The organism is Mycolicibacterium confluentis, from assembly GCF_010729895.1.
Taxonomy (GTDB): Bacteria; Actinomycetota; Actinomycetes; order Mycobacteriales; family Mycobacteriaceae; genus Mycobacterium; species Mycobacterium confluentis.
This window is the reverse complement of the sequence record NZ_AP022612.1, coordinates 3,019,165-3,042,824: the sequence shown is the minus strand read 5'-3', so window position 1 is coordinate 3,042,824 and position 23,660 is coordinate 3,019,165. Positions and strand designations below refer to the sequence as shown.

General features: G+C 67.1%; 24 protein-coding genes. 15 read left to right on the top strand and 9 right to left on the bottom strand.

Features of this window, described 5'->3' with window-relative positions:
• The first annotated feature begins 56 nt into the window (after nt 1-56).
• The 4 genes from phoA (at nt 57) to G6N34_RS14130 (ending at nt 3,383) form a co-directional block, all read left to right on the top strand.
• Nucleotides 57-1,577 (top strand): alkaline phosphatase, encoded by a 1,521-nt coding sequence (phoA, locus tag G6N34_RS14145; RefSeq protein WP_085152617.1) that lies wholly within the window; start codon nt 57-59, stop codon nt 1,575-1,577.
• A gap of 38 nt (nt 1,578-1,615) precedes the next feature.
• Nucleotides 1,616-2,353: a 4-hydroxy-tetrahydrodipicolinate reductase gene (gene dapB / locus G6N34_RS14140; RefSeq protein ID WP_085152616.1), complete on the top strand. Its 738-nt coding sequence runs from the start codon at nt 1,616-1,618 to the stop codon at nt 2,351-2,353.
• Nucleotides 2,353-2,808: a hypothetical protein gene (locus G6N34_RS14135; protein ID WP_085152615.1), complete on the top strand. Its 456-nt coding sequence runs from the start codon at nt 2,353-2,355 to the stop codon at nt 2,806-2,808. Before dapB ends, G6N34_RS14135 begins: the two co-directional genes overlap by 1 nt.
• 119 nt (nt 2,809-2,927) lie before the next feature.
• On the top strand, nt 2,928-3,383 hold the full coding sequence (locus tag G6N34_RS14130; RefSeq protein ID WP_085152614.1) for a flavodoxin family protein: 456 nt from the start codon (nt 2,928-2,930) through the stop codon (nt 3,381-3,383).
• A gap of 17 nt (nt 3,384-3,400) precedes the next feature.
• Here G6N34_RS14130 and G6N34_RS14125 read toward each other — a convergent pair whose 3' ends face one another.
• Together G6N34_RS14125 and G6N34_RS14120 are read right to left on the bottom strand one after the other, a co-directional pair.
• Nucleotides 3,401-4,795: a fatty acid desaturase family protein gene (locus G6N34_RS14125; protein ID WP_085152613.1), complete on the bottom strand. Its 1,395-nt coding sequence runs from the start codon at nt 4,793-4,795 to the stop codon at nt 3,401-3,403.
• Nucleotides 4,796-4,811: 16 nt separating this feature from the next.
• Nucleotides 4,812-5,909: a ferredoxin reductase gene (locus G6N34_RS14120; protein WP_085152612.1), complete on the bottom strand. Its 1,098-nt coding sequence runs from the start codon at nt 5,907-5,909 to the stop codon at nt 4,812-4,814.
• A gap of 246 nt (nt 5,910-6,155) precedes the next feature.
• On the opposite strand from G6N34_RS14120, the gene G6N34_RS14115 reads away from it, so the two are divergent.
• Both G6N34_RS14115 and G6N34_RS14110 read left to right on the top strand, forming a co-directional pair.
• A complete protein-coding gene (locus G6N34_RS14115; protein WP_234812936.1) occupies nt 6,156-7,109 on the top strand; it encodes a DUF1214 domain-containing protein in 954 nt (317 codons plus the stop codon).
• 9 nt (nt 7,110-7,118) lie between these two features.
• Nucleotides 7,119-7,586: a hypothetical protein gene (locus G6N34_RS14110; protein ID WP_085152611.1), complete on the top strand. Its 468-nt coding sequence runs from the start codon at nt 7,119-7,121 to the stop codon at nt 7,584-7,586.
• Nucleotides 7,587-7,590: 4 nt separating this feature from the next.
• Here the strand turns inward: G6N34_RS14110 and G6N34_RS14105 are convergent, their stop codons facing one another.
• Together G6N34_RS14105 and G6N34_RS14100 are read right to left on the bottom strand one after the other, a co-directional pair.
• Nucleotides 7,591-8,511 carry an HpcH/HpaI aldolase/citrate lyase family protein gene (locus tag G6N34_RS14105; RefSeq protein ID WP_085152710.1) on the bottom strand — a complete coding sequence of 307 codons (921 nt, stop codon included), beginning with the start codon at nt 8,509-8,511 and terminating at the stop codon, nt 7,591-7,593.
• 28 nt (nt 8,512-8,539) lie between these two features.
• A complete protein-coding gene (locus tag G6N34_RS14100) occupies nt 8,540-9,277 on the bottom strand; it encodes a dienelactone hydrolase family protein (RefSeq protein WP_085152610.1) in 738 nt (245 codons plus the stop codon).
• 83 nt (nt 9,278-9,360) lie between these two features.
• On the opposite strand from G6N34_RS14100, the gene G6N34_RS14095 reads away from it, so the two are divergent.
• From G6N34_RS14095 to G6N34_RS14070, 6 genes are all read left to right on the top strand, one after another.
• Nucleotides 9,361-10,155, top strand: coding sequence for a thymidylate synthase (locus G6N34_RS14095; protein WP_179965830.1), 795 nt, complete (start codon nt 9,361-9,363; stop codon nt 10,153-10,155).
• Nucleotides 10,152-10,637: a dihydrofolate reductase gene (locus G6N34_RS14090; protein ID WP_085152608.1), complete on the top strand. Its 486-nt coding sequence runs from the start codon at nt 10,152-10,154 to the stop codon at nt 10,635-10,637. Before G6N34_RS14095 ends, G6N34_RS14090 begins: the two co-directional genes overlap by 4 nt.
• Nucleotides 10,637-11,845 carry a winged helix-turn-helix domain-containing protein gene (locus tag G6N34_RS14085; protein WP_085152607.1) on the top strand — a complete coding sequence of 403 codons (1,209 nt, stop codon included), beginning with the start codon at nt 10,637-10,639 and terminating at the stop codon, nt 11,843-11,845. Before G6N34_RS14090 ends, G6N34_RS14085 begins: the two co-directional genes overlap by 1 nt.
• 3 nt (nt 11,846-11,848) lie before the next feature.
• Complete coding sequence (locus G6N34_RS14080; RefSeq protein WP_085152606.1) at nt 11,849-12,745, top strand: haloalkane dehalogenase; 897 nt, start codon at nt 11,849-11,851, stop codon at nt 12,743-12,745.
• 399 nt (nt 12,746-13,144) lie between these two features.
• The gene (locus G6N34_RS14075; protein ID WP_085152605.1) at nt 13,145-13,549 is read left to right on the top strand and encodes an MmpS family transport accessory protein; all 405 of its coding nucleotides are present in this window, start codon (nt 13,145-13,147) and stop codon (nt 13,547-13,549) included.
• The gene (locus G6N34_RS14070) at nt 13,546-16,431 is read left to right on the top strand and encodes an MMPL/RND family transporter (RefSeq protein ID WP_085152604.1); all 2,886 of its coding nucleotides are present in this window, start codon (nt 13,546-13,548) and stop codon (nt 16,429-16,431) included. Before G6N34_RS14075 ends, G6N34_RS14070 begins: the two co-directional genes overlap by 4 nt.
• A 102-nt stretch (nt 16,432-16,533) precedes the next feature.
• Here G6N34_RS14070 and G6N34_RS14065 read toward each other — a convergent pair whose 3' ends face one another.
• Nucleotides 16,534-17,121, bottom strand: coding sequence for a tRNA-specific adenosine deaminase (locus G6N34_RS14065; protein WP_085152603.1), 588 nt, complete (start codon nt 17,119-17,121; stop codon nt 16,534-16,536).
• A gap of 93 nt (nt 17,122-17,214) precedes the next feature.
• Here G6N34_RS14065 and thyX point away from each other — a divergent pair, with 93 nt between their 5' ends.
• Genes thyX through G6N34_RS14050 form a run of 3 tightly spaced genes read left to right on the top strand, consistent with a single transcriptional unit; the run spans nt 17,215 to nt 20,584 of the window.
• Nucleotides 17,215-17,964, top strand: coding sequence for an FAD-dependent thymidylate synthase (gene thyX, locus G6N34_RS14060; protein WP_085152602.1), 750 nt, complete (start codon nt 17,215-17,217; stop codon nt 17,962-17,964).
• Nucleotides 17,965-17,998: 34 nt separating this feature from the next.
• Nucleotides 17,999-18,901 (top strand): 4-hydroxy-tetrahydrodipicolinate synthase, encoded by a 903-nt coding sequence (gene dapA / locus G6N34_RS14055; protein ID WP_085152601.1) that lies wholly within the window; start codon nt 17,999-18,001, stop codon nt 18,899-18,901.
• A gap of 6 nt (nt 18,902-18,907) precedes the next feature.
• Nucleotides 18,908-20,584, top strand: coding sequence for a ribonuclease J (locus G6N34_RS14050; protein WP_085152600.1), 1,677 nt, complete (start codon nt 18,908-18,910; stop codon nt 20,582-20,584).
• A 7-nt stretch (nt 20,585-20,591) separates the two neighbouring features.
• On the opposite strand, the gene G6N34_RS14045 is transcribed toward G6N34_RS14050, so the two are convergent.
• The 4 genes from G6N34_RS14045 to G6N34_RS14030 form a co-directional block, all read right to left on the bottom strand.
• A complete protein-coding gene (locus tag G6N34_RS14045; RefSeq protein WP_085152709.1) occupies nt 20,592-21,323 on the bottom strand; it encodes a TMEM165/GDT1 family protein in 732 nt (243 codons plus the stop codon).
• A 302-nt stretch (nt 21,324-21,625) separates the two neighbouring features.
• On the bottom strand, nt 21,626-22,498 hold the full coding sequence (locus G6N34_RS14040; RefSeq protein ID WP_085152599.1) for an SAM-dependent methyltransferase: 873 nt from the start codon (nt 22,496-22,498) through the stop codon (nt 21,626-21,628).
• Between the two features lie 10 nt (nt 22,499-22,508).
• On the bottom strand, nt 22,509-23,339 hold the full coding sequence (locus G6N34_RS14035) for a mycofactocin-coupled SDR family oxidoreductase (RefSeq protein WP_085152598.1): 831 nt from the start codon (nt 23,337-23,339) through the stop codon (nt 22,509-22,511).
• Nucleotides 23,339-23,653, bottom strand: a complete 315-nt coding sequence (locus G6N34_RS14030; RefSeq protein WP_085152597.1) for a putative quinol monooxygenase — start codon at nt 23,651-23,653, stop codon at nt 23,339-23,341. The genes G6N34_RS14035 and G6N34_RS14030 overlap by 1 nt, the downstream gene beginning before the upstream one ends.
• Between the last annotated feature and the right edge of the window lie 7 nt (nt 23,654-23,660).

Genomic DNA, 23,660 nt, shown 5'->3' with positions numbered 1-23,660 from the left:
TCATCGGGGTCCTGTTCACTCTGCCGGGCTCATCCGAACGGACGAAAGACGGTGGAATGCAGAAGTATCTGAAGTCAGCAGCGGTGCTGGGCGCGCTCGCGATGCTGCCGCTGGTGGCCTGCGGCGGCGACAACAACGCGAAATCCAACGGCGACACCGTGACTCGGCAGGCCGCCGGTGACCTCACCGCACCCGGAGGGGCGCGCCGACTCGACGGCGATCAGTCCGGTGCCGTCCGGGCCGCGATCAACGACGGCACGCCGCGCAACGTGATCCTGCTGATCGGTGACGGCATGGGCGATTCGGAGATCACGATCGCCCGCAACTATGAGAAGGGTGCCGGCGGTGTCCTCGACGGCCTCGACGCCCTGCCGCTGACGGGGCAGTACACCACCTACGCGTTGCGCAAGGACGGAAAGCCCAACTACGTCACCGACTCCGCGGCCAGTGCCACGGCCTGGTCGACGGGCACCAAGACCTACAACGGCGCACTGGGCATCGACATCAAAGACGCCCCGCACGCCACGATCCTGGAACTTGCCAAGGCGCAGGGGTTCGCGACCGGCGACGTGACCACCTCCGAGATCCAGGACGCCACCCCGGCGTCGCAGTTCTCCCACATCACCGAGCGTGACTGCTACGGACCCGAGGAGATGGCCGACGCCTGCCCGGCCGAGACCCTGGAGAAGGGTGGCCCGGGTTCAGTCACCGAGCAGATGCTGGCCACCCGCCCCGACCTCACCCTCGGCGGTGGTTTCGAGACGTTTGCCCAGACCGCCACCGCGGGGGACTACGCAGGCAAGACGCTTGAGGTGCAGGCCAAGGAACGTGGCTACCAGATCGTGCGCACCGCAGGCGAATTGGACTCCGTCGCGCAGGCGGATCAGGACAAGCCCGTGCTCGGCCTGTTCGCCGACGGCAACCTGCCGGTGCGATGGACCGGGCCCGCCGCGGTCCGGCAGGGCTACCTGCAGCCCGCGGGTCGGTGCGCCGACAACCCCGCGCGCGGTGCCGGTGTGCCCAAGCTCGCCGATATGACCGCCAAGGCCATCGACCTGCTGAAGGACTCCAAGAGCGGCTCCGAGAAGGGCTTCTTCCTTCAGGTCGAGGGCGCCTCGATCGACAAGCGCGACCACGCGGCCGACCCGTGCGGTCAGATCGGCGAGACCGTCGACTTCGACGCCGCGGTTCAGCAGGCGCTCGAGTTCGCTCGTGCCGACGGCAACACGCTGGTGATCGTCACGGCCGATCACGGCCACAGCAGCCAGATCGTCGAGGAGTACACCGAGGACGATCTGCGGGATCTGGCCGGGGACGCCCAGCAGCCGATCGAGAAGGTGCGCGACGTCATGTACCCGGGGTTGACCCGCAGACTGACCACGGCCGACGACGCCGAGATGATCATCAGCTACGGCACCTCGGCGGATGTCGAGGTCGAGGATGAATCGCACACCGGCACCCAGGTCAGGGTCGCGGCGTACGGTCCGCGGGCGGCCAACGTGCTGGGTCTGACGGACCAGACGGACCTGTTCTTCACGATGACCGACGCATTGGGCATCGACCGCGACGCCCAGTAGCCGACCGGCGCTCCCAGCGCCCCGACTACGCTGCTTGCATGCGTGTCGGAGTGCTGGGAGCCAAGGGCAAGGTCGGAGCGACGATGGTGGCGGCGGTCGAGGCCGCCGACGATCTGGAGTTCTCGGCCGGCGTCGACGCCGGTGATCCGCTGTCGGCGCTGACCGATTCGGGCACCGAGGTGATCATCGACTTCACCCACCCCGACGTCGTGATGGACAACCTGAAGTTCTTGATCGACAACGGAATCCACGCCGTCGTCGGAACCACGGGCTTCACGCAGGACCGGCTCGACCAGGTGCAGCAGTGGTTGGACGCCAAGCCCGGCGCCGCGGTGCTGATCGCGCCGAACTTCGCCATCGGCGCGGTGCTGACCATGCACTTCGCGCAGCAGGCCGCGCCGTACTTCGAATCCGTCGAGATCATCGAACTGCACCACCCGCAAAAGGCCGATGCCCCCTCGGGCACCGCGGCCCGCACCGCCAAACTGGTCGCGGAGGCGCGAAAAGGCCTGCCGCCGAACCCCGATGCCACCAGCACCGGACTCGACGGGGCGCGTGGCGCCGACGTCGACGGCGTCCCCGTGCACTCGGTGCGGCTGACGGGCCTGGTGGCTCACCAGGAGGTCCTGTTCGGCACGCAGGGCGAGACGCTGACCATCCGCCACGACAGCCTGGACCGCACGTCGTTCGTGCCCGGCGTGCTGCTCGCGGTGCGCAAGATCGCCGAACACCCCGGCCTCACGGTGGGCCTCGAACCGCTGCTCAACCTGGGCTGATGCGAAATCTGCGCACTCAGGTGCTGATCGGGTTCCTGTGTGTGGCCCTGCTCGTCTACTTCGTGCTGCTGGGCCGCATCGCGGTGGCGCTGATCGCCGACGGGCGCGCGGCGCCGGTCGGGATGGGCCTCGCACTGCTGATCCTGCCGTTCATCGGGCTGTGGGCCATGGTCGCGACGCTGCGGGCCGGTTTCGCGCACCAGAAATTGGCCCGGTTGGCGGCCGAGCAGGGCATGGACCTCGACGTCAGCGCCCTCCCGCGCCGGGCCAGTGGCCGGATCGAACGTCAGGCCGCCGATCAGCTGTTCGACACCGTGCGTGCCGAACTGGACGCCGATCCCGACAACTGGGTGCGCTGGTACCGCGTGGCCCGCGCCTACGACTACGCCGGTGACCGCACCCGGGCCCGGGAAGCCATGAAGAAGGCCGTCGAACTGGAACGCGGGCACCCGTGAGCACTGCGATCCGTGGCGCGGGCACGGTGAAGGTTGTCTCCCGGTGAGCGTGCGCAGAATACGAGTGTGTGTCGGCGTGTCGGTCGGGGACATGCACGCTCGGGGGAGATGAAGAGAAGATGAAGCTGCTGATCGTCCACCACACCCCGTCGCCGCACTGCCAGGAGATGTTCGAGGCCGTGCTGGCAGGCGCGACGGACCCCGAGATCGAGGGCGTGGAGGTGATCCGCCGCCCCGCGCTCACCGTCGCGCCCAGCGACATGCTCGAGGCTGACGGGTATCTGCTCGGCAGTCCGGCCAACCTCGGATACATCTCCGGGGCCCTCAAGCATGCGTTCGACGTCTGTTATTACCCGTGCCTGGACGCCACGCGTGGGCGTCCGTTCGGCCTCTGGCTGCACGGCAACGAGGGCACCGAAGGCGCCGAGCGGGCCGTCGACTCCATCACCGCGGGCCTGGGCTGGGAACGTGCCGCGCCGAACGTCGTCGTGGCGGGCAAGCCGACCAAGGCTGACCTCGAGGCGTGTTGGAACCTCGGGGCAACCGTCGCCGCGACATTGATGGGGTCGACCTGAGCGACCTCGGGTGCCTGCTAGTCGTTGCCGCGCGGCGGGGGCTGTACCTGCACGCCCCCTGACTTGTGTTCCGGGCCTGCGTCAGGGTGCTCGGCCGGGAGTCGGTCGCGGAATCTGCTGGCCTCACTGGGACCGCCAGGCCTGATGCGCCCCTCGGGGCTGCGGTACGGCCCAGGCTTCGGTCGGGCTTTTCCGCCGGGGAAGGCCAAGCGGAAGATGCTGCGGTGCACCGTGAACCACTGCTTGGAGAAGCGCCCGGAGTTGTAAGGCAACTCATAACGCTCGCAGATGTCCTTGATCTTGGGCGCGATCTCGGAGTACCGGCTACTGGGCATGTCCGGATACAGATGGTGTTCGACTTGGTAGCCCAAGTTGCCGCTGATGACGTGGAAAAGCGGACTGCCGTCGATATTGGCTGCGCCGACCAACTGGCGGACATACCAACCGCCGCGGGTCTCGTTCTCCACCTCTTCTTCACTGAAGGTGTATGTCTGGTCAGGGAAGTGCCCGCAGAAGATGATTGCGTGTGCCCACACATTGCGGATGAGATTGGCCAGCGCGTCGGCTGCCAAAGTACGCAGGAAGGTGCTCTCGACACCGGGCAACAGCCGGTCGAGCAGGGCCGCAGTGGCGCCTACTGATCCGCTGCTCGATATCCTGCGAAGTCCCTTCGCCACCCGCGACTCTGCCGGCTGATCCAGCCGACCACGCGAGGCCAGCTGGGCCAGCGCGAAGGCACCGGCGCTGATCGCCGGCCAGCCGAGGTAGTCCTTGACAATCTGCGCGCGCGCCTTACCTCGAATTCCCCTGAGTTCTTCGCGCACCTCCGACCACGGCTTCTCGCCGCGCTGTGCGGCGCGGAAGTCGATGTCGTGAACGGCCACGCCCCATTCGAACAAGATTGTCAGCAAGAAATTGAACAGTGGTTGCGCGAGCCAGATCGGATGCCACGGCTGATTGGGGTCGATCCGCATGATCTCGTAACCGAGGTCGCGGTCCTTACCGCGGATGTTCGTGTAGGTGTGGTGGATGTAGTTGTGCGAATGCTTCCACGACCGCGCTGTCGAGGCGGTGTCCCAGTCCCAGACCGAGGAATGGATGTCGGGATCATTCATCCAATCCCATTGCCCGTGAAGAATGTTGTGGCCGAGTTCCATGTTCTCCAGGATCTTGGCCATTCCCAAGCAGGCCGTGCCGAGAACCCACGCGGTTCGTGACCGCGAGGCCAGCAGCAGCACCCGTCCCACGACGACGATCTGCCGCTGCACCGAAATCACCGTCTTGATGTAATGACGGTCGCGGTCGCCGAGCTCGGCGAACACCTCGTCGTGGATTGCGTCGAATTCTTTGGCAAGTTTTTCCAGGTCCTGCTCGCTGAGACGAGCAAGGGGGCTTTCGACAGCAGCGGTCACGATGACTCCTTCACAATCACAATTCGAATTCCACGTCACCTTCAGCAGCGTGAATACAGATCCTCACGTCCTGACCGGTCGGCTCGGTGACATCACCGGTACGAAGGTCTCGCACCTTCCCAGACTTCAACGTCCCAACACAGGTGTGGCAGATACCGATTCGACAGCCGTACGCAAGGTTCAGGCCCGCCTGCTCACCGGCTTCCAAAATGGGTGTGCCGCCGTCGCTTTCCGCGGTCGTATCGCTGTCGAGGAATGTGATCTCACCGCCCTCGCCTTTGCCGGCGTCACCGCCGATCTTCGGCTGGAACCGCTCATAGTGCAGCCGATCCGGGTCGCCGTTGTCTTCCCAGTGCGCGATCATCGCATCGAGCAGTTCGCTCGGGCCCGAACAGAAGGCTTCACGTTCGCGCCAGTCCGGACACAACTCGTCCAGGTCGCCAGGCGACAGTCGGCCACGTTCGGCGGTGAGGCGCAGATCCAGCCTCATGTGTTCGTGACGGTGGTCGAGGTCGTCGAGTGCCGACAGGAACATCACCTGCTCGCGGGTGCGGGCGGAATGGAACACCACCACGTCGTCGAGCGCACCGCGGTGATCGAGACTGCGCAGCATGCTGATGATCGGCGTGATGCCGCTGCCGGCGCTGATGAACAGCATTTTGGCGGGCAGCGGCTCCGGCAGGGTGAAGACACCTTCGATTTCGCCGAGTCGGACGACCTCGCCGGGTTGGATTTTGTGCACCAGATACGGCGACACCACACCGCTGTCAACCTTCTTGGGCGTGACGCTGATCAGCCCATCCTCGGGCTGCGGGTCCGACGTCAGCGAATAGGCGCGCCAGTGGTAGCGGCCGTCGATGATCAAGCCGAGCCGTACGTACTGGCCGGGCTTGTGTCCCGGCCACTCATACCCTGGCCGGATCAGTACGCTGGCCGCCTCGGACCCCTGCGGTTCGACCCGCTCAACCTTTCCGCGCAGCTCTTTGGTCGTCCACAGCGGGTTGATCATCTCGAGGTAGTCGTCGGGCCGCAGCGGACTGAACAGATGCCGCACCGCCCGCAGGAACAACCGACGACCGCGTGGGACCGAGGGTGTGGCACCTCGTTCTGCCATGTTCACTCCCTCTCCGCGACGGCGGTGCGGGCCGCCGATTACATCGCGGACCCGAATCCCGGTTACCGGGGGGTAACCCCCTCTGGGAGGAGTTGAAACCTGTCGACGGGTGCTCATGGATGGGTGTGGACGAGATTCGCTGTTCCGCGCCCCGCACCCAGGACCGGAGAGTGCTTCGCCGACGTCGTCCTGCGTGGCGGCTGAACCAGTGGCCCATCGCAGGACGGGCACACTAGGCTGACGCGTGTGACAACAGAGGTCAACGTCGACAACTTCGTGGCGGCCGAGACACACCGCATGTTCACAGACATCCAGCGTGACGCAGGCGAAATCAACACCTTTCATCACAACCGGGAACCAGCGCCGATCGAGAATCAGCTGGTCATCCGATTGAATCGGGACACGCTGTACAGCTATGCCATCGCCGATCTGGCCGAGCCCGCCTGGTTGACGCTGCCGGAAGCGGGGGAGCGCTACCGCTCGGTGATGGTGGTCAGCGAGGACCATCTCATCAACGTCGTCCTGCACGATGCCGGGAGGCACCGCCTCACGCAGGAGGAGTGCGGATCGCGATATGTGCTCGTCGCAATCCGCACGCTGGTGGACCCGTCGAACCCCGATGACATTGCCGAAGTCGGGCGCCTGCAGGACGCGACGGTGCTCGAACCCGGTTCGTCCGAGGCGTTCTCGTCGCCGGAGTACGACAAGACGACCTTCGACACCACCCGGGAGGCGCTGCTGCGCCTGGCCCCCGGCCTGCCGGATTACCGACGTGCGTTCGGGCGCCGCGAGGACGTCGATCCGGTGCACCATCTGATCGGGTCGGCCGCGGCCTGGGGTGGGCTGCCGGCCTCGGAGGCGTTCTACCTGGGTGTCGACCCGGGCATGCCGCCGGGGGAGTACGAGATGACGTTCAAAGACGTTCCGGTGGACGCGTTCTGGTCGGTGTCGGTGTACAACGCCGAAGGATTCTTCGAAGCGAATCCCGAGAACCTGTACTCGGTCAACAGCATCACCGGCGCCAAGAACGCCGACGGTTCGGTCACCGTCCGTTTCACCGCGGACGGCGCCGCGCCGGGCGCGAACCGCATCGTCACACCGCAGGGCTGGAACTGCCTGATCCGGCTGTACCGACCGCGCGCGGCGATCCTCGACGGGGTATGGGCGCCCCCACCACTGACCGCCGTCGAGCAGAACTGAGAGGCCGCCATGCCGGGAATCGCTGAACTCGCACTGGGTGCCGCGCCGATCGCGGGCGGCGCGCTGCTCGGATTGGCCGCGGGAAACTTCAAGGGACCCGACCTGCGGGGCGCGATCAAGGCCGACATGGACCTGCTGGACCGCATCCCCGACGATCAGGTGGAGCGGCGCGCGGAGTTACAGCGCGTGATCGACGCCCGCCTCGACGACATCGTCGCCGCAGTCGACCGCAATCGGCAGATCCGCGAGATGGCGACGTCCTACAGCGGCAACTGGCGCGACATCGTGGTCTTCATCTGCTCGGTGCTGTTCGCCATCGTCTGGTGGAACGTCAGCCATGAACGGACCAACTGGCTGGTGATGTTCATCGTGCTGATCCTGCTGTCGGTCGTCGCCGCGGTGTACGCGGCGCGCGGGATCTTCCGCGGGATCGCGACCTACATGCACTCACGGCGCAGGGGCGACGCCGCTCAGTAGCTGTTCAGTAGTGGTAGGTGTCCGACGGCGCCGGGATGTGCACCGGGTCCTCGACGTCGTCGAGGTGCGCCTCGATGCCGTAGGCCCGCGCCAGCTTGAGGATCTTGTTACCACGCGCGATGCGGGGCAGGTCTGAGCCGTTGCGGATCTCGCCGCCCTCGCGCTCGAACTCGGCGAAGAACTCCTTGGCCCAGGCGATCTCCTCCGTGGACGGGGACAGCCCCTCGTTGACGGTGCCGCACTGATCGGGGGTCAGGCACAGCTTGCCGGTCATGCCGAACTCAGTGGAGACCGCGGTGGCCTCCGACAGTTTCAGGGCGCTCGAACCGACCGTCGGCCCGTCGATCGGGCTGGGCAGGTGCGCGGCCGTCGACGCGATGGTGAACCGCGACCGGGCGTACGCCAGGGTCAGCGGGTTGTCGCCGAAGCCCGTGTCGCGGCGGAAGTCGCCGATGCCGAACGCCAGGCGGAACACACTCTTGGCCGACGCGATCTCGGCGATGCGTTCCATCCCGCGTGCGGTCTCGACCAGGGCGACGATCGGCACCCCGGGCAGTCGCTTGGCGGTCTCGGTCACATGGTCGACCGACTCGACCATCGCCAGCATGACGCCGCCGACCGAGGTCGAGGCCAGCGCCGCCAGGTCGTCGGCCCACCAGGCGGTGCCGAAACCGTTGACGCGGACCCAGTCGCTGTTGCCCTCGGAGAGCCACCGCACCACGTTGTCGCGCGCGCTGAGCTTGTCCTTGGGCGCGACGGCGTCCTCGATGTCGAGGACAACAATGTCGGCCTTGGACCGCGCGGCCACGGCGAATTTGTCGTACTTCGCGCCGTTGACCAGCAGCCAACTGCGTGCCAGCACCGGGTCGACCCGATACCCGTACTCGCCGCTGGAATCCGCATCGTTGAACGCCTGGTCATACACGGCGTTCATGTTCCCGCACCAGGCACTGTCAGGACAAATGCGCCCCGAAGACGTCCTTCATCGCGGCCCAGTGTCTCCTCGCCGCGGCGGCGTCGTACGGCGCGTTGTCCGGGACCGCGAAGCCGTGCCCGGCGGGATAGATCTCGACGGTGTGCTCGACACCCGCGGCGGCCAGGGCCTTCTCCAGCGTCTCGGCGTTCTCGGCGGTGAACGATCCGTCGTTCTCGGCCCCGCCGACGTACACCGCGGCCTGGATCCTGTCGGCCTGCAGGTGCGGGCTGCTGGGATCGTCGGTGACCAGGCCGCCGCCGTGGAAGGACATCGCCGCGGCCACGCGGTCGGGCACGCGGCCCGCCACGATCAGCGAGGTGCGTCCACCCATGCAGTAGCCGGTGGTGCCGAACTTCGTGCCGCTGACCTCGGGCCGGGCCTGCAGGTAGTCGAAGAACGCGTTCGCGTCCGAGGCCATGTGGTCGGGGGTGACGGTCGAGATCATCGTGAACAATCGCGCGCGCTCCTCGGGCACGGTGAAGACGTTGGCCATGTCGAACGGCTCCCAGCCCGGGTTGCGGTAGTACACGTCCGGCACCAGGACGGCGTAGCCGTACTCGGCAAGCTGCGTCGCCATCTGCGTGAACGTGTCGCGGGCGCCGCCGGCGTCCGGGTACATCACCACGCCGGGCCAGGGTCCGTCGCCCTCGGGAGTGGCCAGGGTGATGGTGCAGGCTCCATCGGGCGTCGTGACGGTGTCGGTGATCGTCGGCATGACCTCCGTTCTACTCCTGGTGTGTGGTGCCGCGGCGCGTCGGTGCCTGGACGTAAGCTGACCCCGTGCAGACCGCTGCGTCGATTCCCACCCCGTACGAGGATCTGTTGCGTCTGGTGCTCGACTCCGGGACGCCGAAGTCCGATCGCACCGGAACCGGCACCCGCAGCCTCTTCGGCCACCAGATGCGGTTCGACCTCTCGGCGGGCTTCCCGCTGATCACCACCAAGAAGGTGCACCTGAAGTCGGTGGTCTACGAACTGCTGTGGTTCCTGCGCGGTGACTCCAATGTGCGGTGGCTACAGGAGCATGGTGTCACGATCTGGGACGAATGGGCTTCTCCGACAGGTGAACTCGGGCCCGTCTACGGCGTGCAGTGGCGGTCCTGGCCCACGCCGTCGGGCGAGCACATCGACCAGATCGGTGCCGCACTGCAGTTGTTGAAGTCGGACCCGGACTCACGACGCAACATCGTCTCGGCCTGGAACGTCGGTGAGATCCCGCAGATGGCGCTGCCGCCCTGCCACGCCTTCTTCCAGTTCTACGTCGCCGACGGACGGCTGTCCTGCCAGCTGTATCAGCGCAGCGCCGACCTGTTCCTCGGCGTCCCGTTCAACATCGCCTCCTATGCGCTGCTGACCCACATGATGGCGGCACAGGCCGGCCTGGATGTCGGGGAGTTCATCTGGACCGGGGGAGACTGCCACATCTACGACAACCACGTCGAGCAGGTCACCGAGCAGTTGTCCCGGGATCCGCGACCCTATCCGGAACTTGTTCTCGCCCAACGTGATTCACTGTTCGACTACACCTACGACGACATCACCGTCAAGGGCTACGACCCGCATCCGGCGATCAAGGCGCCCGTCGCGGTATGACGGCACCGTCGTTGAGCCTGATCTGGGCGCAGTCCACCTCGGGCGTCATCGGCCGGGACAACGGCATCCCGTGGCGCCTGCCGGAGGACCAGGCCCGGTTCAAAGAGCTGACCCTGGGCCACGCCGTCGTCATGGGCCGTCTGACCTGGGAGTCGCTGCCGGCCAAGGTGCGTCCGCTGCCGGGCCGCAGAAATGTCGTAGTCACCAGGCAGGCTGACTATATGGCTGAAGGTGCGGATGTGGTGACGTCCCTGCAGGACGCCCCGTTGGATGACGCATGGGTGATCGGCGGCGCGCAGATCTATGCGGCCGCGCTGCCGTTGGCGAACCGGTGTGAGGTCACCGAGATCGAGATCGACCTGCGCCGCGAGGACGACGATGCGGTGGCCCCGGTGCTCGATGACACGTGGCGGGGCACGGCGGGCGACTGGCTCACCAGTGCGTCGGGCCTGCGGTACCGGTTCCTGTCCTACGTGCGCTGATGGCGCGGCTCACCCTGCCCCAGGCGCGCCGCGTCGCGCTGGCCGCACAGGGTTTCCACGAGGCCCCGCCCACCGGTGCGGTGACCCGTGCCCATCTGCGGCGGCTGATCTCCCGGATCCAGGTCCTGCAACTGGACTCCGTGTCGGTTGCGGTGCGGGCGCACTACGCACCGGTGTTCAGCCGGCTCGGCCCCTACGACCGCGACTTGGTGGACCGTGCGGCCTGGAGTCACAGCGCGCGCTCACCGCGTCTGCTGGTGGAGTACTGGGCGCACGAGGCCGCTTTGATGGCCGTCGATGACTGGCCGCTGCTGCGGTGGCGCATGCGCGAGTACACCGACGGGCGGTGGGGTCGCGAGATCGTCCGCCGCAATCCGCGCCTGGCCGAGGACATCGTGGCGGCCGTGGCCGAACTCGGTCCGTCGACCGCAGGGCAGATCGAGGCGCACCTGGAGGCCGAACCGCGCGGTCGCAAAGGTCCGTGGTGGGACCGCAGCGACACCAAGTGGGTGGCCGAGGCGCTGTGGTCGGCCGGCGTGCTCACCACCGCCACCCGGGTGGGGTTCGCGCGGCACTACGACCTCACCGAGCGGGTGCTGCCGCCCGAGGTGCTCGCGCGTGAGGTCGATGACCAGCAGGCCATCCGGGAGCTGATGCTGCGCGCCGCGTCCTCCCTGGGCGTGGGCACCGAGGCCGACTTGCGCGACTACTTCAGGCTCGGGGCCGCCCAGGTCAAGCCCGCACTGGCCGACCTGGTGGCGGCAGGGGAGCTTGAGGCGATAGACCTGGACGGCGCCCCGGCCTACCTGCGCGCGGGGCAGAAGATCCCGCGCGTCGACCGCGGCACGGCGCTGCTGTGCCCGTTTGACCCGTTGATCTTCTTTCGGCCGCGGGTCGAGCGGCTGTTCGGATTCCACTACCGCATCGAGATCTACACCCCGGCGCCCAAACGGCAGTACGGGTACTACGTGTGGCCGTTCCTGCTCGACGGGCAGTTGGTGGGCCGCGTCGACCTCAAGGGTGACCGCGCCGGTGATGCCCTGCAGGTCCTCGGGGCCTTCACCGAGGACGGCCACGACCGCGTGCGGGTGGCCGAGGCGTTGGCGCCGCAACTGCGCAGCATGGCCGACTGGCTGGGGCTGGGCGACGTCGCGATCGGCGATCGTGGGGATCTGGTGGCGCCGCTGCGCACCGCTTTGGTTGACTGAGCCATGGACGTTCTGCGCACCCCCGACGAGCGCTTCGAGGACCTGCCCGACTACCCGTTCGCGCCCCACTACGTCGACGTCGACGGGGTGCGGATGCATTACCTCGACGAGGGGCCGGCCGACGCCGAGGTGGTGCTGCTGCTGCACGGCGAGCCGTCCTGGAGCTACCTGTACCGGACCATGATCCCGGTGCTCACCGGCGCCGGATTCCGTGCGGTGGCAATCGATCTCGTCGGGTTCGGCCGCAGCGACAAACCCGCGCGTCGCGAGGACTACACGTATGCGGCGCACATCGACTGGACCTGGGCGGCCATCGAGGCGATCGGCCTCCGCGACATCACCCTGGTCTGCCAGGACTGGGGCGGTCTGCTCGGGCTGCGCCTTGTGGGTGAGCACCCGGACCGCTTCGCCCGCGTCGTGGCGGCCAACACCATGCTGCCCACCGGTGACCACCATCCCGGTGACGCCTTCCTCGCGTGGCGGCAGTTCAGCCAGCAGACCCCCGACTTCCCGGTCGGGAAGATCGTCGCCGGTGGTTGCGTCACCACGCTCAGTCCCGAGGTGGTCGCGGCCTACGATGCGCCGTTCCCCGACGATTCGTACAAGGCGGGCGCGCGGCAGTTCCCGCTGCTCGTGCCCATCACACCCGACGATCCGGCCGCCGAGGCGAACCGGGCCGCCTGGGAGGTGCTCGCCAGATTCGAGCGACCGTTCCTGTGCGCGTTCTCCGACTCCGACGCCATCACGCGGGGTGCGGATGCGGTGCTGCGCAAGCTGATTCCCGGCGCCGCCGGGCAACCGCTGATCACGATCGCGGGCGGGGGGCACTTCCTGCAGGAGGACAAGGGTATCGAGTTGGCGGGGGTCGTGGTCGATTTCATCGCCGCCAATCCGAGGTGAGCATCAGCGGAGCGGCGATCGAAGATGCTCAGAGGTGCGGTGAACACCCCCAGTTCGCGCTGCGCGTCCTCGATCTCGGTGGAGCCTACGCCGACGTTGACGGAGAACCCGTAGTGCGGCGTCGCTCGATTCCATTTACTGGGCTGAAAATCAATCGAGTCCCACAGCGGCGCACGACTTCTGCGAAACGTGCACATGTCGTCCCCCTGCTCGGTCCCGTTGGTTCCCGCGACCATAGAGGCCTGGACGACGCCCTTCCAGTCACCCTGCGGCGGGCTGCGGATGGCATGTTCGAGTGACCCGTGAGTTCGGAAATCACGCATACATCACGAGTCGTGTGGCGGTACCGTACGTTTCATCGGCGGGTTCTCGGTTCGAGGTCTTCTGGGGCGACGGTGGATGGTCATCGTCGCGATTCTTGTTGTCGCAGTGGTGGGGTTCAGCATCCATCGTCTGCACGGGATCTTCGGATCCGACAATCAGGTGTCCCGGCCGGGGGCGGAGGCCCTGGAGAACACCGGTTACAACCCCAAACATGTCCTCTTCGAAGTGATCGGCACCCCCGGATCAGTGGCGACCATCAACTGGCTGGACGAGAACGCCCAACCCCAACGCGTCGACGACGCGCCGTTGCCGTGGTCGCACCTCGTGACCACCGACGAACCGACGATGTTCGCCGACCTGCGGGCACAGGGTGACGCGGACGTCCTGACGTGCCGCATCACCGTCAACGGCGTGGTCAAGGACGAGAGGTCCACCCACAACGTGAACGGCTACATCTCCTGCATGGACAAGACCGCATGAGTGCCAACGACGTTGACGGCACTCGCGCCGCGCGCATCATCCGCCGACTGGCGGTGCCGATCCTGCTCCTGTGGCTTGCTGTCGCGGTGATCTCGAATGTCATCTCGCCCCAACTCGAGGTGGTCGGGGCGGCCCGGTCGGTGTCGCTGAATGCCGTGGACTCCCCGTCGATCCAGGCGATGCGGCACATCGGCCAGGTCTTCGAGGAGTTCGACTCCGACAGCGCGGCCATGATCGTGCTCGAGGGCGAGCAGCCACTGGGCGACGAGGCGCACCGGTACTACGACGGCCTGGTGAAGAGGCTGGCCGAGGACACCGAACACGTCCAGCACATTCAGGACTTCTGGGGCGACCCACTGACCGCGGGCGGATCTCAGAGCAAGGACGGTAAGGCCGCGCTGGTCCAGGTGTACCTGGCCGGCAACCAGGGCGAGGCGCTGTCGAACCAGTCCGTCGACGCCATCCGCGAGATCGTCGAGAGCACGCCCCCGCCGCCCGGGGTCACGGCCCACGTCACCGGCGCAGCACCGCTGATCACCGACAACTTCGAGGTCGGCAGCGAGGGCACTGAGAAGGTCACGGCCATCACCTTCCTGGTCATCGCGGTGATGCTGCTGGTGGTCTACCGCTCGATCAGTACGACACTGATCATGCTGTTCACCGTCCTGATCGAACTCGCCGCAGCCCGCGGTGTCGTCTCGACGCTGGCGCACTGGGGCGTCATCGGGTTGTCGACGTATGCGACGAACCTGCTGACGCTGCTGGCGATCGCCGCGGGAACCGACTACGCGATCTTCATCGTCGGCCGCTATCACGAGGCCCGCAGTAAGGGCATGGACCGAATATCGGCCTACCACGACATGTTCCGCGGCACCGTGCACGTCATCGTCGGTTCCGGGCTCACCATCGCCGGCGCGGTGGCCTGCCTGGTCTTCACGCGGCTGCCCTACTTCCAGACTCTGGGCGTCCCCGCCGCACTGGGTGTGCTGGTGACATTGGCGGCGGCATTGACACTCGGACCCGCGGTCCTGTTGATCGCCACCCGGTTCGGCCTGCTGGAGCCGAAGCGCACGGTGCGGACTCGCGGTTGGCGTCGCATCGGCACGTCGATCGTGCGCTGGCCAGGTCCCATCCTCGCTGTCTCGTGTGGGATCGCGGCCGTCGGCCTGCTCGCGCTGCCCGGCTACGAGGTCAGTTACGACGGGCGTCCCTACCTGCCCGATTGGGCGCCCGCGAAGGTCGGGTACGCCGCCGCCGAGCGGCACTTCTCCGAGGCGAGGCTCAATCCCGAACTGCTGATGATCGAGGCCGACCACGACCTGCGGAATCCCGCGGACATGCTGATCCTGGAGCGCGTCGCCAAGAGCGTCCTGCACACGCCGGGCATCTCGCTGGTCCAGTCCATCACCCGGCCACTGGGGACACCGATCAGCCACAGCTCCATCCCGTTTCAGATCAGCGCGCAGAGCGCCAGCCAGATCATGAACCTCGGCTACCAGCAGCAGCGCGGCGCCGATCTGATGAAGCAGGCAGGAGAGATCACCAACACCATCGACATCCTCAGGCAGCAGTTGGCCCTGCAGCAGGCCAGTGCGGCGGCCACCCACGAGCAGACCGAGGCGTTCCACGACACCGTCACGATCGTCAACGACCTGCGAGACAAGATCGCGAACTTCGATGACCAGTTCCGTCCGCTGCGCAACTACTTCTATTGGGAGCCGCACTGTTTCGACATTCCGATGTGCGCGGCGGCCCGGTCGCTGTTTGACGCCCTCGACGGCATCAGTGAACTGAGCGAGCAGTTCACCAGCATCACCGCGAGCCTGGACAAGCTCGACGCGCTGCAACCGCAACTCCTGGCGCTGCTGCCACCGCAGATCGCGATCCAGGAGCGCAACCGGGACCTCACGCTGTCGAATTTCGCCACCACCACCGGCATCAACAGCCAGGCCGAGGAGTCGTTGAAGAACTCCACGGCGATGGGACAGGCCTTCGACGCCGCCAAGAATGACGACACCTTCTATCTGCCGCCGGAGGCGTTCGACAACCCCGACTTCAAACGCGGGCTCAAGCTGTTCCTCTCGCCCGACGGCCACGCGGCCCGGATGATCATCACGCACTCCGGCAAACCCGCCAGCACTGAGGGTATTTCGCACATCAACGCGATCAAGGACTCCGCCTTCGACGCGGTCAAGGCCACCCCGCTGTCGGACGCGAAGATCTATGTCGCGGGAACCGCCGCGACGTACAAGGACATTCAGGACGGGTCGCGCTACGACCTGCTGATCGCCGCGCTCGCCGCGATGTCGCTCATCCTGCTGATCATGATGTTCATCACCCGCAGCCTGGTGGCCGCCGTCGTGATAGTCGGAACCGTCGCGATTTCGCTGGGTGCGTCATTCGGCCTGTCGGTTCTGGTGTGGCAGTACATCTTCGGCATCCAGTTGTATTGGATCGTGTTGGCGCTGGCGGTGATCCTGCTGCTGGCCGTGGGCGCCGACTACAACCTGCTGCTGATCTCCCGGTTCAAAGAGGAGATCGGGGCCGGGCTGAACACCGGGGTCATCAGGGCGATGGCCGGCACCGGTCGAGTCGTCACCGCGGCTGGCCTGGTGTTCGCGGCCACGATGTCGTCGTTCATCTTCAGCGATCTCGTCGTGCTCGGGCAGATCGGCACCACCATCGGCCTCGGCCTGCTGTTCGACACCCTGATCGTGCGCTCGTTCATGACTCCGTCGATCGCGGCCATGATGGGCCGCTGGTTCTGGTGGCCGTTGACCGTTCGCCCGCGCCCTGCGAGTCGAATGCTGCGGCCGTTCGGGTCCCGCAATGCCGTTCGGGCGCTGCTCGGGGTGAAGGACTCGCCGCGCGAGGAGGCCTGAGCTCGCAGCCCGGGCCCGAATGTGCGGAATTGCAGGTGAGAACGCGATTCTGCATGCAATTCGGCACATTTGTGGCTACGTCCACGCATCACGGTCCACGCATTACGCGAGCGGGATGTCGTGCTCGCCCTTGTTCTCCTGATACCGCGCCGAGAGGGCGTCGTAACGATCGCGAATGCGCTGCTTCTGGGCGCGTAACCGGCTGCGCAGCGGTTCCGGTTCACCTGCGACCAGCTCGGGTATCGAGTACGCGGTCCAGAACGCATTGCTGCGGCGATAACCACCGGGCTCCAGGCAGAAGAGCTCCTTGAGGATCAACAGGTCGTGCGGGATCGCGAAGGAGTCGCGGGAGTCCTCGTGGCTGAAGAAGTAGTGGTAGTTGTCGAAACCGGCCCAGGTGATCGCCGACATGCACATGGTGCACGGCTCATGGGTGGAGATGAACACCAGCTCGGCGGTCGGCGGGCGGTCGGGGAGCTCGTAGAACGCCTTGAGTGTGTGGACCTCGCCATGCCACAACGGGTTGGCGGTTTCGGCGTTGGTCCCCGCGATCACCAGGGACAGGTCCGATTTGCGGAGCAGGGCCGCCCCGAAGACCTTGTTGCCCTGTGCCACACCGGTTTCGGTGAGGGGAAGGATGTCGTCCTCGATGACGTCGAGCAGTCGCGACGGGGGAGCGGGTGCGGCCATGGGCAACCCTAACGCGGGTCGCTGGGGGGTGCCGGGTGTGCCCGCCGAGCGTCGAGCCCCGGCCCGCCGAAATCCGCACGATAGGCTGCCCGGGTGGCCGAGACCGCCCCGCTGCGCGTGCAGCTGATCGCCAAGTCGGAGTTCATCGCACCCGAGGACGTGCCGTGGAGCACCGACGCCGAGGGCGGTGCCGCACTCGTCGAGTTCGCCGGCCGGGCCTGCTACCAGAGCTGGGACAAACCCAACCCGCGCACCGCGACCAACGCCTCCTATCTCAAGCACATCATCGACGTCGGGCACTTCTCGGTCCTCGAACACGCGACGGTGACCTTCTACATCACCGGCATCTCCCGCTCCTGCACGCATGAGCTGATCCGGCACCGGCACTTCTCCTACTCGCAGCTGTCCCAGCGGTACGTGCCCGAGCACGATTCGCAGGTCGTGCTGCCGCCGGGGATCGAGGGCGACCCCGAGCTCGAGGAACTGTTCCTGACGGCCACCGACGCCGCGCGCACCGCGTACACCGAACTGCTGACCAAGCTGAACGAGAAGCTGGCCGGCGACGAGGGGACCGTGCGCCGCAAGCAGGCGCGCCAGGCCGCGCGCGCGGTGCTGCCCAACGCGACCGAGACCCGCATCGTGGTCACGGGCAACTACCGGGCGTGGCGCCATTTCATCGCGATGCGCGCCAGCGAGCAGGCCGACGTCGAGATCCGCCGCCTGGCCGTCGAGTGCCTGCGCCAGTTGGTCGCCGTGGCACCGCAGGCGTTCGGTGACTTCGACATCTACGCCCTGCCCGACGGCACCGAAGTGGCCACAAGTCCGCTGGCCACCGAGGCCTGAAAGCGATTTGGACCCGCACGGTAACCTTTAGGCCGTGAGCACCAGCGGATTCGACGCCCCAGCACGACTGGGCACCGTATTGACTGCGATGGTGACGCCGTTCGACTCGGACGGCGCCCTGGACACGGCCACCGCGAAGAAGCTCGCCGTACACCTCGTGGATTCCGGTTGCGACGGCCTTGTCGTCTCAGGCACCACCGGCGAATCGCCGACCACCAGCGACGACGAGAAGATCGAAGTGCTCTCGGCCGTGCTCGACGCGGTCGGTGACCGGGCCCGCATCATCGCCGGTGCCGGGTCTTACGACACCGCTCACAGCGTGCATCTGGCCAAGCGCAGCGCCGCGGCGGGTGCGCACGGCCTGCTGGTCGTCACGCCGTACTACTCGCGCCCCCCGCAGGCTGGGCTGATCGGGCACTTCAACGCTGTCGCCGACGCGACCGACCTGCCCAACGTGCTCTACGACATCCCGCCCCGTTCGGTGGTGCCGATCGAGTGGGACACCATGCGCACGCTGTCGACGCATCCCAACATCGTCGCGGTCAAGGACGCCAAGGGCGACCTGCACGGCGGCGCCCAGATCATGGCCGACACCGGTCTGGTCTATTACTCGGGCGACGACGCGCTCAACCTGCCCTGGCTGGCCATGGGTGCGGTCGGCTTCATCAGCGTGTGGGGCCACGTGGCCGGCGGTCAGCTGCGAGAGATGTTGTCGGCCTTCACCTCCGGTGACATCGCGACCGCGCGCAAGATCAGTGTTGCGCTGGGCCCTCTGAACGCCGCGCAGACCCGCCTCGGCGGGGTGACGCTGTCCAAGACCGGACTTCGCCTACAGGGTGTCGAGACCGGCGAACCCCGGTTGCCGCAGGTTCCTGCGACGCCGGAGCAGATCGAGGCGCTGGCCGCAGACATGCGGGCCGCCGGCGTGCTGCGGTAGGCCCGGATGGACACCGACCTCACACCGCCGGGACCTTTGGCCCCGGGCGGACTTCGGGTGACGGCCCTGGGCGGCATCGGCGAGATCGGCCGGAACATGACGGTGTTCGAGCACCTCGGACGCCTGCTCGTCATCGACTGCGGCGTGCTGTTCCCGACGCACGACGAACCCGGCGTCGACCTGATCCTGCCCGATCTGCGGCACATCGAGGACCGCCTCGACGACATCGAGGCGCTGGTCCTGACCCACGCCCACGAGGATCACATCGGCGCGATCCCGTTCCTGCTCAAACTGCGTCCCGACATCCCCGTCGTCGGGTCGAAGTTCACCCTGGCGCTGGTGGCGGCCAAGTGCCGCGAACACCGGGTCAAGCCCGTGTTCGTCGAGGTCAAGGAGGGGCAGCGCAGCACCCACGGGGTGTTCGAATGCCAGTACTTCGCGGTCAACCACTCCATCCCGGACGCGCTGGCGATCGCCGTGCACACCGGTGCGGGCACGGTCCTGCACACCGGCGACATCAAGCTCGACCAACTGCCCCTCGACGGTCGGCCGACTGACCTGCCCGGCATGTCGCGTCTCGGCGACGCCGGGGTGGATCTGTTCCTGTGTGACTCGACCAACGCCGAGCATCCCGGGGTGGGACCGTCGGAGAGCGAGATCGGGCCGACGCTGCACCGCCTCACCCGCGGCGCCGACGGCCGCGTCATCGTCGCGTGTTTCGCCTCGAACGTCGACCGCGTGCAGCAGATCATCGACGCCGCGGTGGCCCTGGGCCGCAAGGTGTCGTTCGTCGGGCGCTCGATGGTGCGCAACATGGGCATCGCCCGCGAACTGGGGTTCCTCTCGGTCGCGGACGACGACGTCATCGACATCGGCGCGGCCGAGATGCTGCCGGCCGACCGCGTGGTGCTGGTCACCACGGGTACGCAGGGTGAACCGATGGCCGCGCTGTCGCGGATGTCGCGCGGTGAGCACCGCAGCATCACCCTGACCGCCGGTGACCTGATCATCCTGTCGTCCTCGCTGATCCCAGGCAACGAGGAGGCCGTCTACGGCGTCATCGACGCGCTGGCCAAGATCGGCACCCGCGTCGTCACCAATGCGCAGGCGCGCGTGCACGTCTCAGGGCACGCGTACGCCGGTGAACTGCTGTTCCTCTACAACGGGGTGCGGCCACGCAACGTGATGCCCGTACACGGCACCTGGCGCCATCTGCGGGCCAACGCCAAGCTGGCCGTCAGCACTGGCGTGCCGGAGGAGAACGTCGTGCTGGCCGAGAACGGCGTCAGTGTCGACCTCGTCGGCGGCGTCGCCTCGATCGCCGGTGCCGTGCCCGTGGGCAAGATGTTCGTCGACGGGCTCATCACCGGAGACGTTGGCGATGCGACGCTGGGGGAGCGGCTGATCCTGTCCTCGGGATTCGTCGCCGTGACCGTCGTGCTGCACCGCGGCACCGGCAAGCCCGCCGCGCCGGTGCATCTGCACTCGCGAGGTTTCTCCGAGGACCCCAAGGCGCTGGAACCCGCCGGGCTCAAGGTCGAGGCCGAACTGGAGAGCCTGGCCGCGGAGAACGTCACCGATCCGGTGCGAATCGCTCAGGCCGTGCGTCGCGCCGTCGGCAAGTGGGTGGGGGAGACGTACCGGCGTCAGCCGATGATCGTCCCCACCGTCCTCGAGGTCTGATCCAGCCTCAGCCCCGCTGTGCGACCGACTCGTCGGCCTCGAACTCGTCGGGTTCGGCGGGCCGACGCAGCACCGCCGGGCGAAGCCTCTCCGGCAACGCCCACAGCGCCGCGGCGACGATCGCCAGCACCGCCGCCGCACCCGCGCCGACCGCAACCACGGGCCACGCCGAGAAGACGTTCTCCAGCACCATGTAGGCCCCGAACAGCAGGAACAGGGCGCTGGCGACGATCTGGATGAGGCGTTCGGGCAGGTGCTTGCCCGCCACAGCGCCGACCAGGATGGCCAGCGCATCGGCGGCCACCATGCCCAGCGTGGAGCCGATCCACACCGCCAGCCAGTTCCGGTCGGCGGCCAGGGTGACCGTGGCGAGCATGGTCTTGTCGCCCAACTCAGCGAGCACGAACGCCGAGGTGACCACGAAGAACGCCGGGGCAGTCGCCTTCTGTGCCCGACTGGCCTCTTCGTCACTGAGGCTGTCACCGCGCAGCGTCCACATGCCGAAGAAGATGAACATGACGCCGGCGATCAGGCCCAGCAGATGCGTGGGCAGGGCCGCGCCGAGGTAATGACCGATGGCCACGGAGAGCAGGTGGACCGCGACTGTGGCCGCCGTGATCGCCGACAGCACCACCCACCAGCGGTAGCGCAGCGCGAACATCATCGCGACCAACTGGGTCTTGTCGCCCAGTTCGGCGACGAAGATGACGGCGAAACTCAGCAGCAGCGCAGACAACACCACAGCGACTCCTTCGTGGTCGCCATGGGGACAGAAATGCCTCCGGCCGGCAACCGATACGCGGTTCTACGGCCGAAGGTCTCGCCCACCGGATTGACTCCGGTTCCGGCGACCGGGCCGCGGAAACGCTGCGGCCAGTATGTCGATCACCGAATTGGGGGCTACTCCCCTTCGCTTTGGACAGGCTACCTTGGCGTCGGGGGAGGTGCAACCCGGGTGCGCCCAAAAGGGCGTTGCGCCAACAAGTTTGGGTAACGAGGAAGAAAAGTTTGGGTGTACGAACAACTTCTGACGGCTGCCACTCAGACGAGCGTGGCGTGCGCCGTCCACTCGATCTGGGAGGCGGCCAGCGTCCGGCCTGTCGGCCGGATGTAGGTGTCGCGGAAGTAGCTCGGACCGGCCTGCTCGACGAGCGTCCAGCCGTGGTCGGCGAGTTGGTCGTGCAGACGCTCGGGATCGAACCCGCTGTGCCACAACGGCTTGTCTCCGCAGAACTTCCTGTAGACGGAATCGGCGCCGTAGCGGTTGTCGCCGTCGATGAAATCCTGCCGGATGTAGGTGAAGATCAGCTGGCTGCCCGCGGCGGCGCCACGCAGTCCCTCGAGGGTCGCCCGGACAGCCTGCGGTGAGAGGTACTGCGTCACGCCCTCCCAGACGAAGAACGTGCGATCCGCCGGGTTGTAGCCGTGCTCGCACAGTTTCTCCAGCAGGTCGGCCTGCTCGAAGTCCACCGGGACCAGATGCACCGACCCGGGCATCTCTCCCAGTGCACGTGCCACCACGGCGGCCTTGCGCTCGACGTTGATCTGCTGGTCCACCTCGAAGACCGGCAGGCTGCTGTGTCGCGCGATCCGGTAGGCCCGGGTGTCCAGGCCGGCGCCCAGGATCACCACGGCGTCGAACTCGTGCAGTGGGTCGCTGAGACGCTCGTCGATCAGCCTCTTGCGGCACGCGATGCTGGCCCACAGGCCCGGACCGGCACGCTCGGATGCCTTCACCACCGCACTGCGCAGCGGGGACCACCGCGTCGCGGTGACCAATGCCCGCAGGTGGGCGGGCAGAAACGTCGCCGCCAGGTCGTCGTCGACGAGGCGGTGCTGCGGCGGTTCGTTGTGTTCGACGGCGGCGAGCACCATGGGCCCGAAGGCGGTCTGGGCGGCGGCGTTGCGGGCCATGGTGTTTCGGCTATCGCTTGTTGACGTATCCAGCGTCGACCGGAAGCGCGACGCCCGTGACGTAGCGTCCGGTGTCGGCCACCAGCCAGAACACCGCGTTGGCGATGTCCTCGGGTTCCAGCGCCTGCACCGGCAGTGCGTTGCCCATGTCGGGGCCGCCCTGGGTCTCCTGTGCGATGCCTTCGAGCCAGGATCGGGTGAAGTCGTTGTCGATCATCGGTGTGTTCACCCCGGCGGGATGCACCGAGTTCACTCGGATGCTGTAGGGCGCGAGGACGTTCGCGTAGACCCGCATCAGCCCGACGATGCCGTGTTTGGCCGCGGCGTAGCCGACTGATCCGGCGATCGGCGAGCCCAGGCCCACCAGGCCGGCGACCGAACTGGTCAGCACGATGGACCCGCCGTTGCCGAACTTGATCATCGGCTTCATCACGACGTCGACGGTGTGATAGACCCCGGTCAGATTGACGTCGATGACGTCCTGCCACGCGTCCTCGCCGGCCATCGGCGCGATGCCGGCGTTGGCGACCACGATGTCGAGGCGGTCGCCGAGTTCAGCGGTGCCGGTGCGCAGCGCGGACTTGAGCGAATCCCGATCCCGGACGTCGGCCTCGACCGCGACGATGCGTGCACCGGCGTCCTCGACGAGTTTGACGGTGGCCGCCATGTCGTCGGGGGTGGCCAGGGGATAGGGAACCGAGTCGATCTGAGCGCACAGATCGACCGCGATGATGTCAGCGCCCTCGGACGCCAGCTTGACCGCATGGGCGCGGCCCTGTCCGCGCGCGGCGCCCGTGATGAAGGCGACCTTGCCCTTGAGGGTGTCTCCGGACGTGCTCATCAGGAGCGCAGTTGACCCTTGGCGGGATCGCCGGCCACCACTGGGGCCAGCATCTTGATGTCGGGTGCGCCGTCGAGGTGCTCGCCGACGGCGCCGAACAGCTTGCCGATCGCCGGGGCGGTGCTGTGGGTTTTGAGGGCTTCTTCGTCGGCCCACTGCTCGATGAAGACGAAGGTGCCGTTGGCCTCGTGCAGCGAGTAGAGCTGGCAACCGGGTTCGGAGTGCACCTCCTCGATCGCGGCCGTGCAGGCGGCCCGCACCGCGTCGACGGATTCGGGCTTGGCGGTCATGGTGGCGACGACGACGACTGGCATGTGGTGC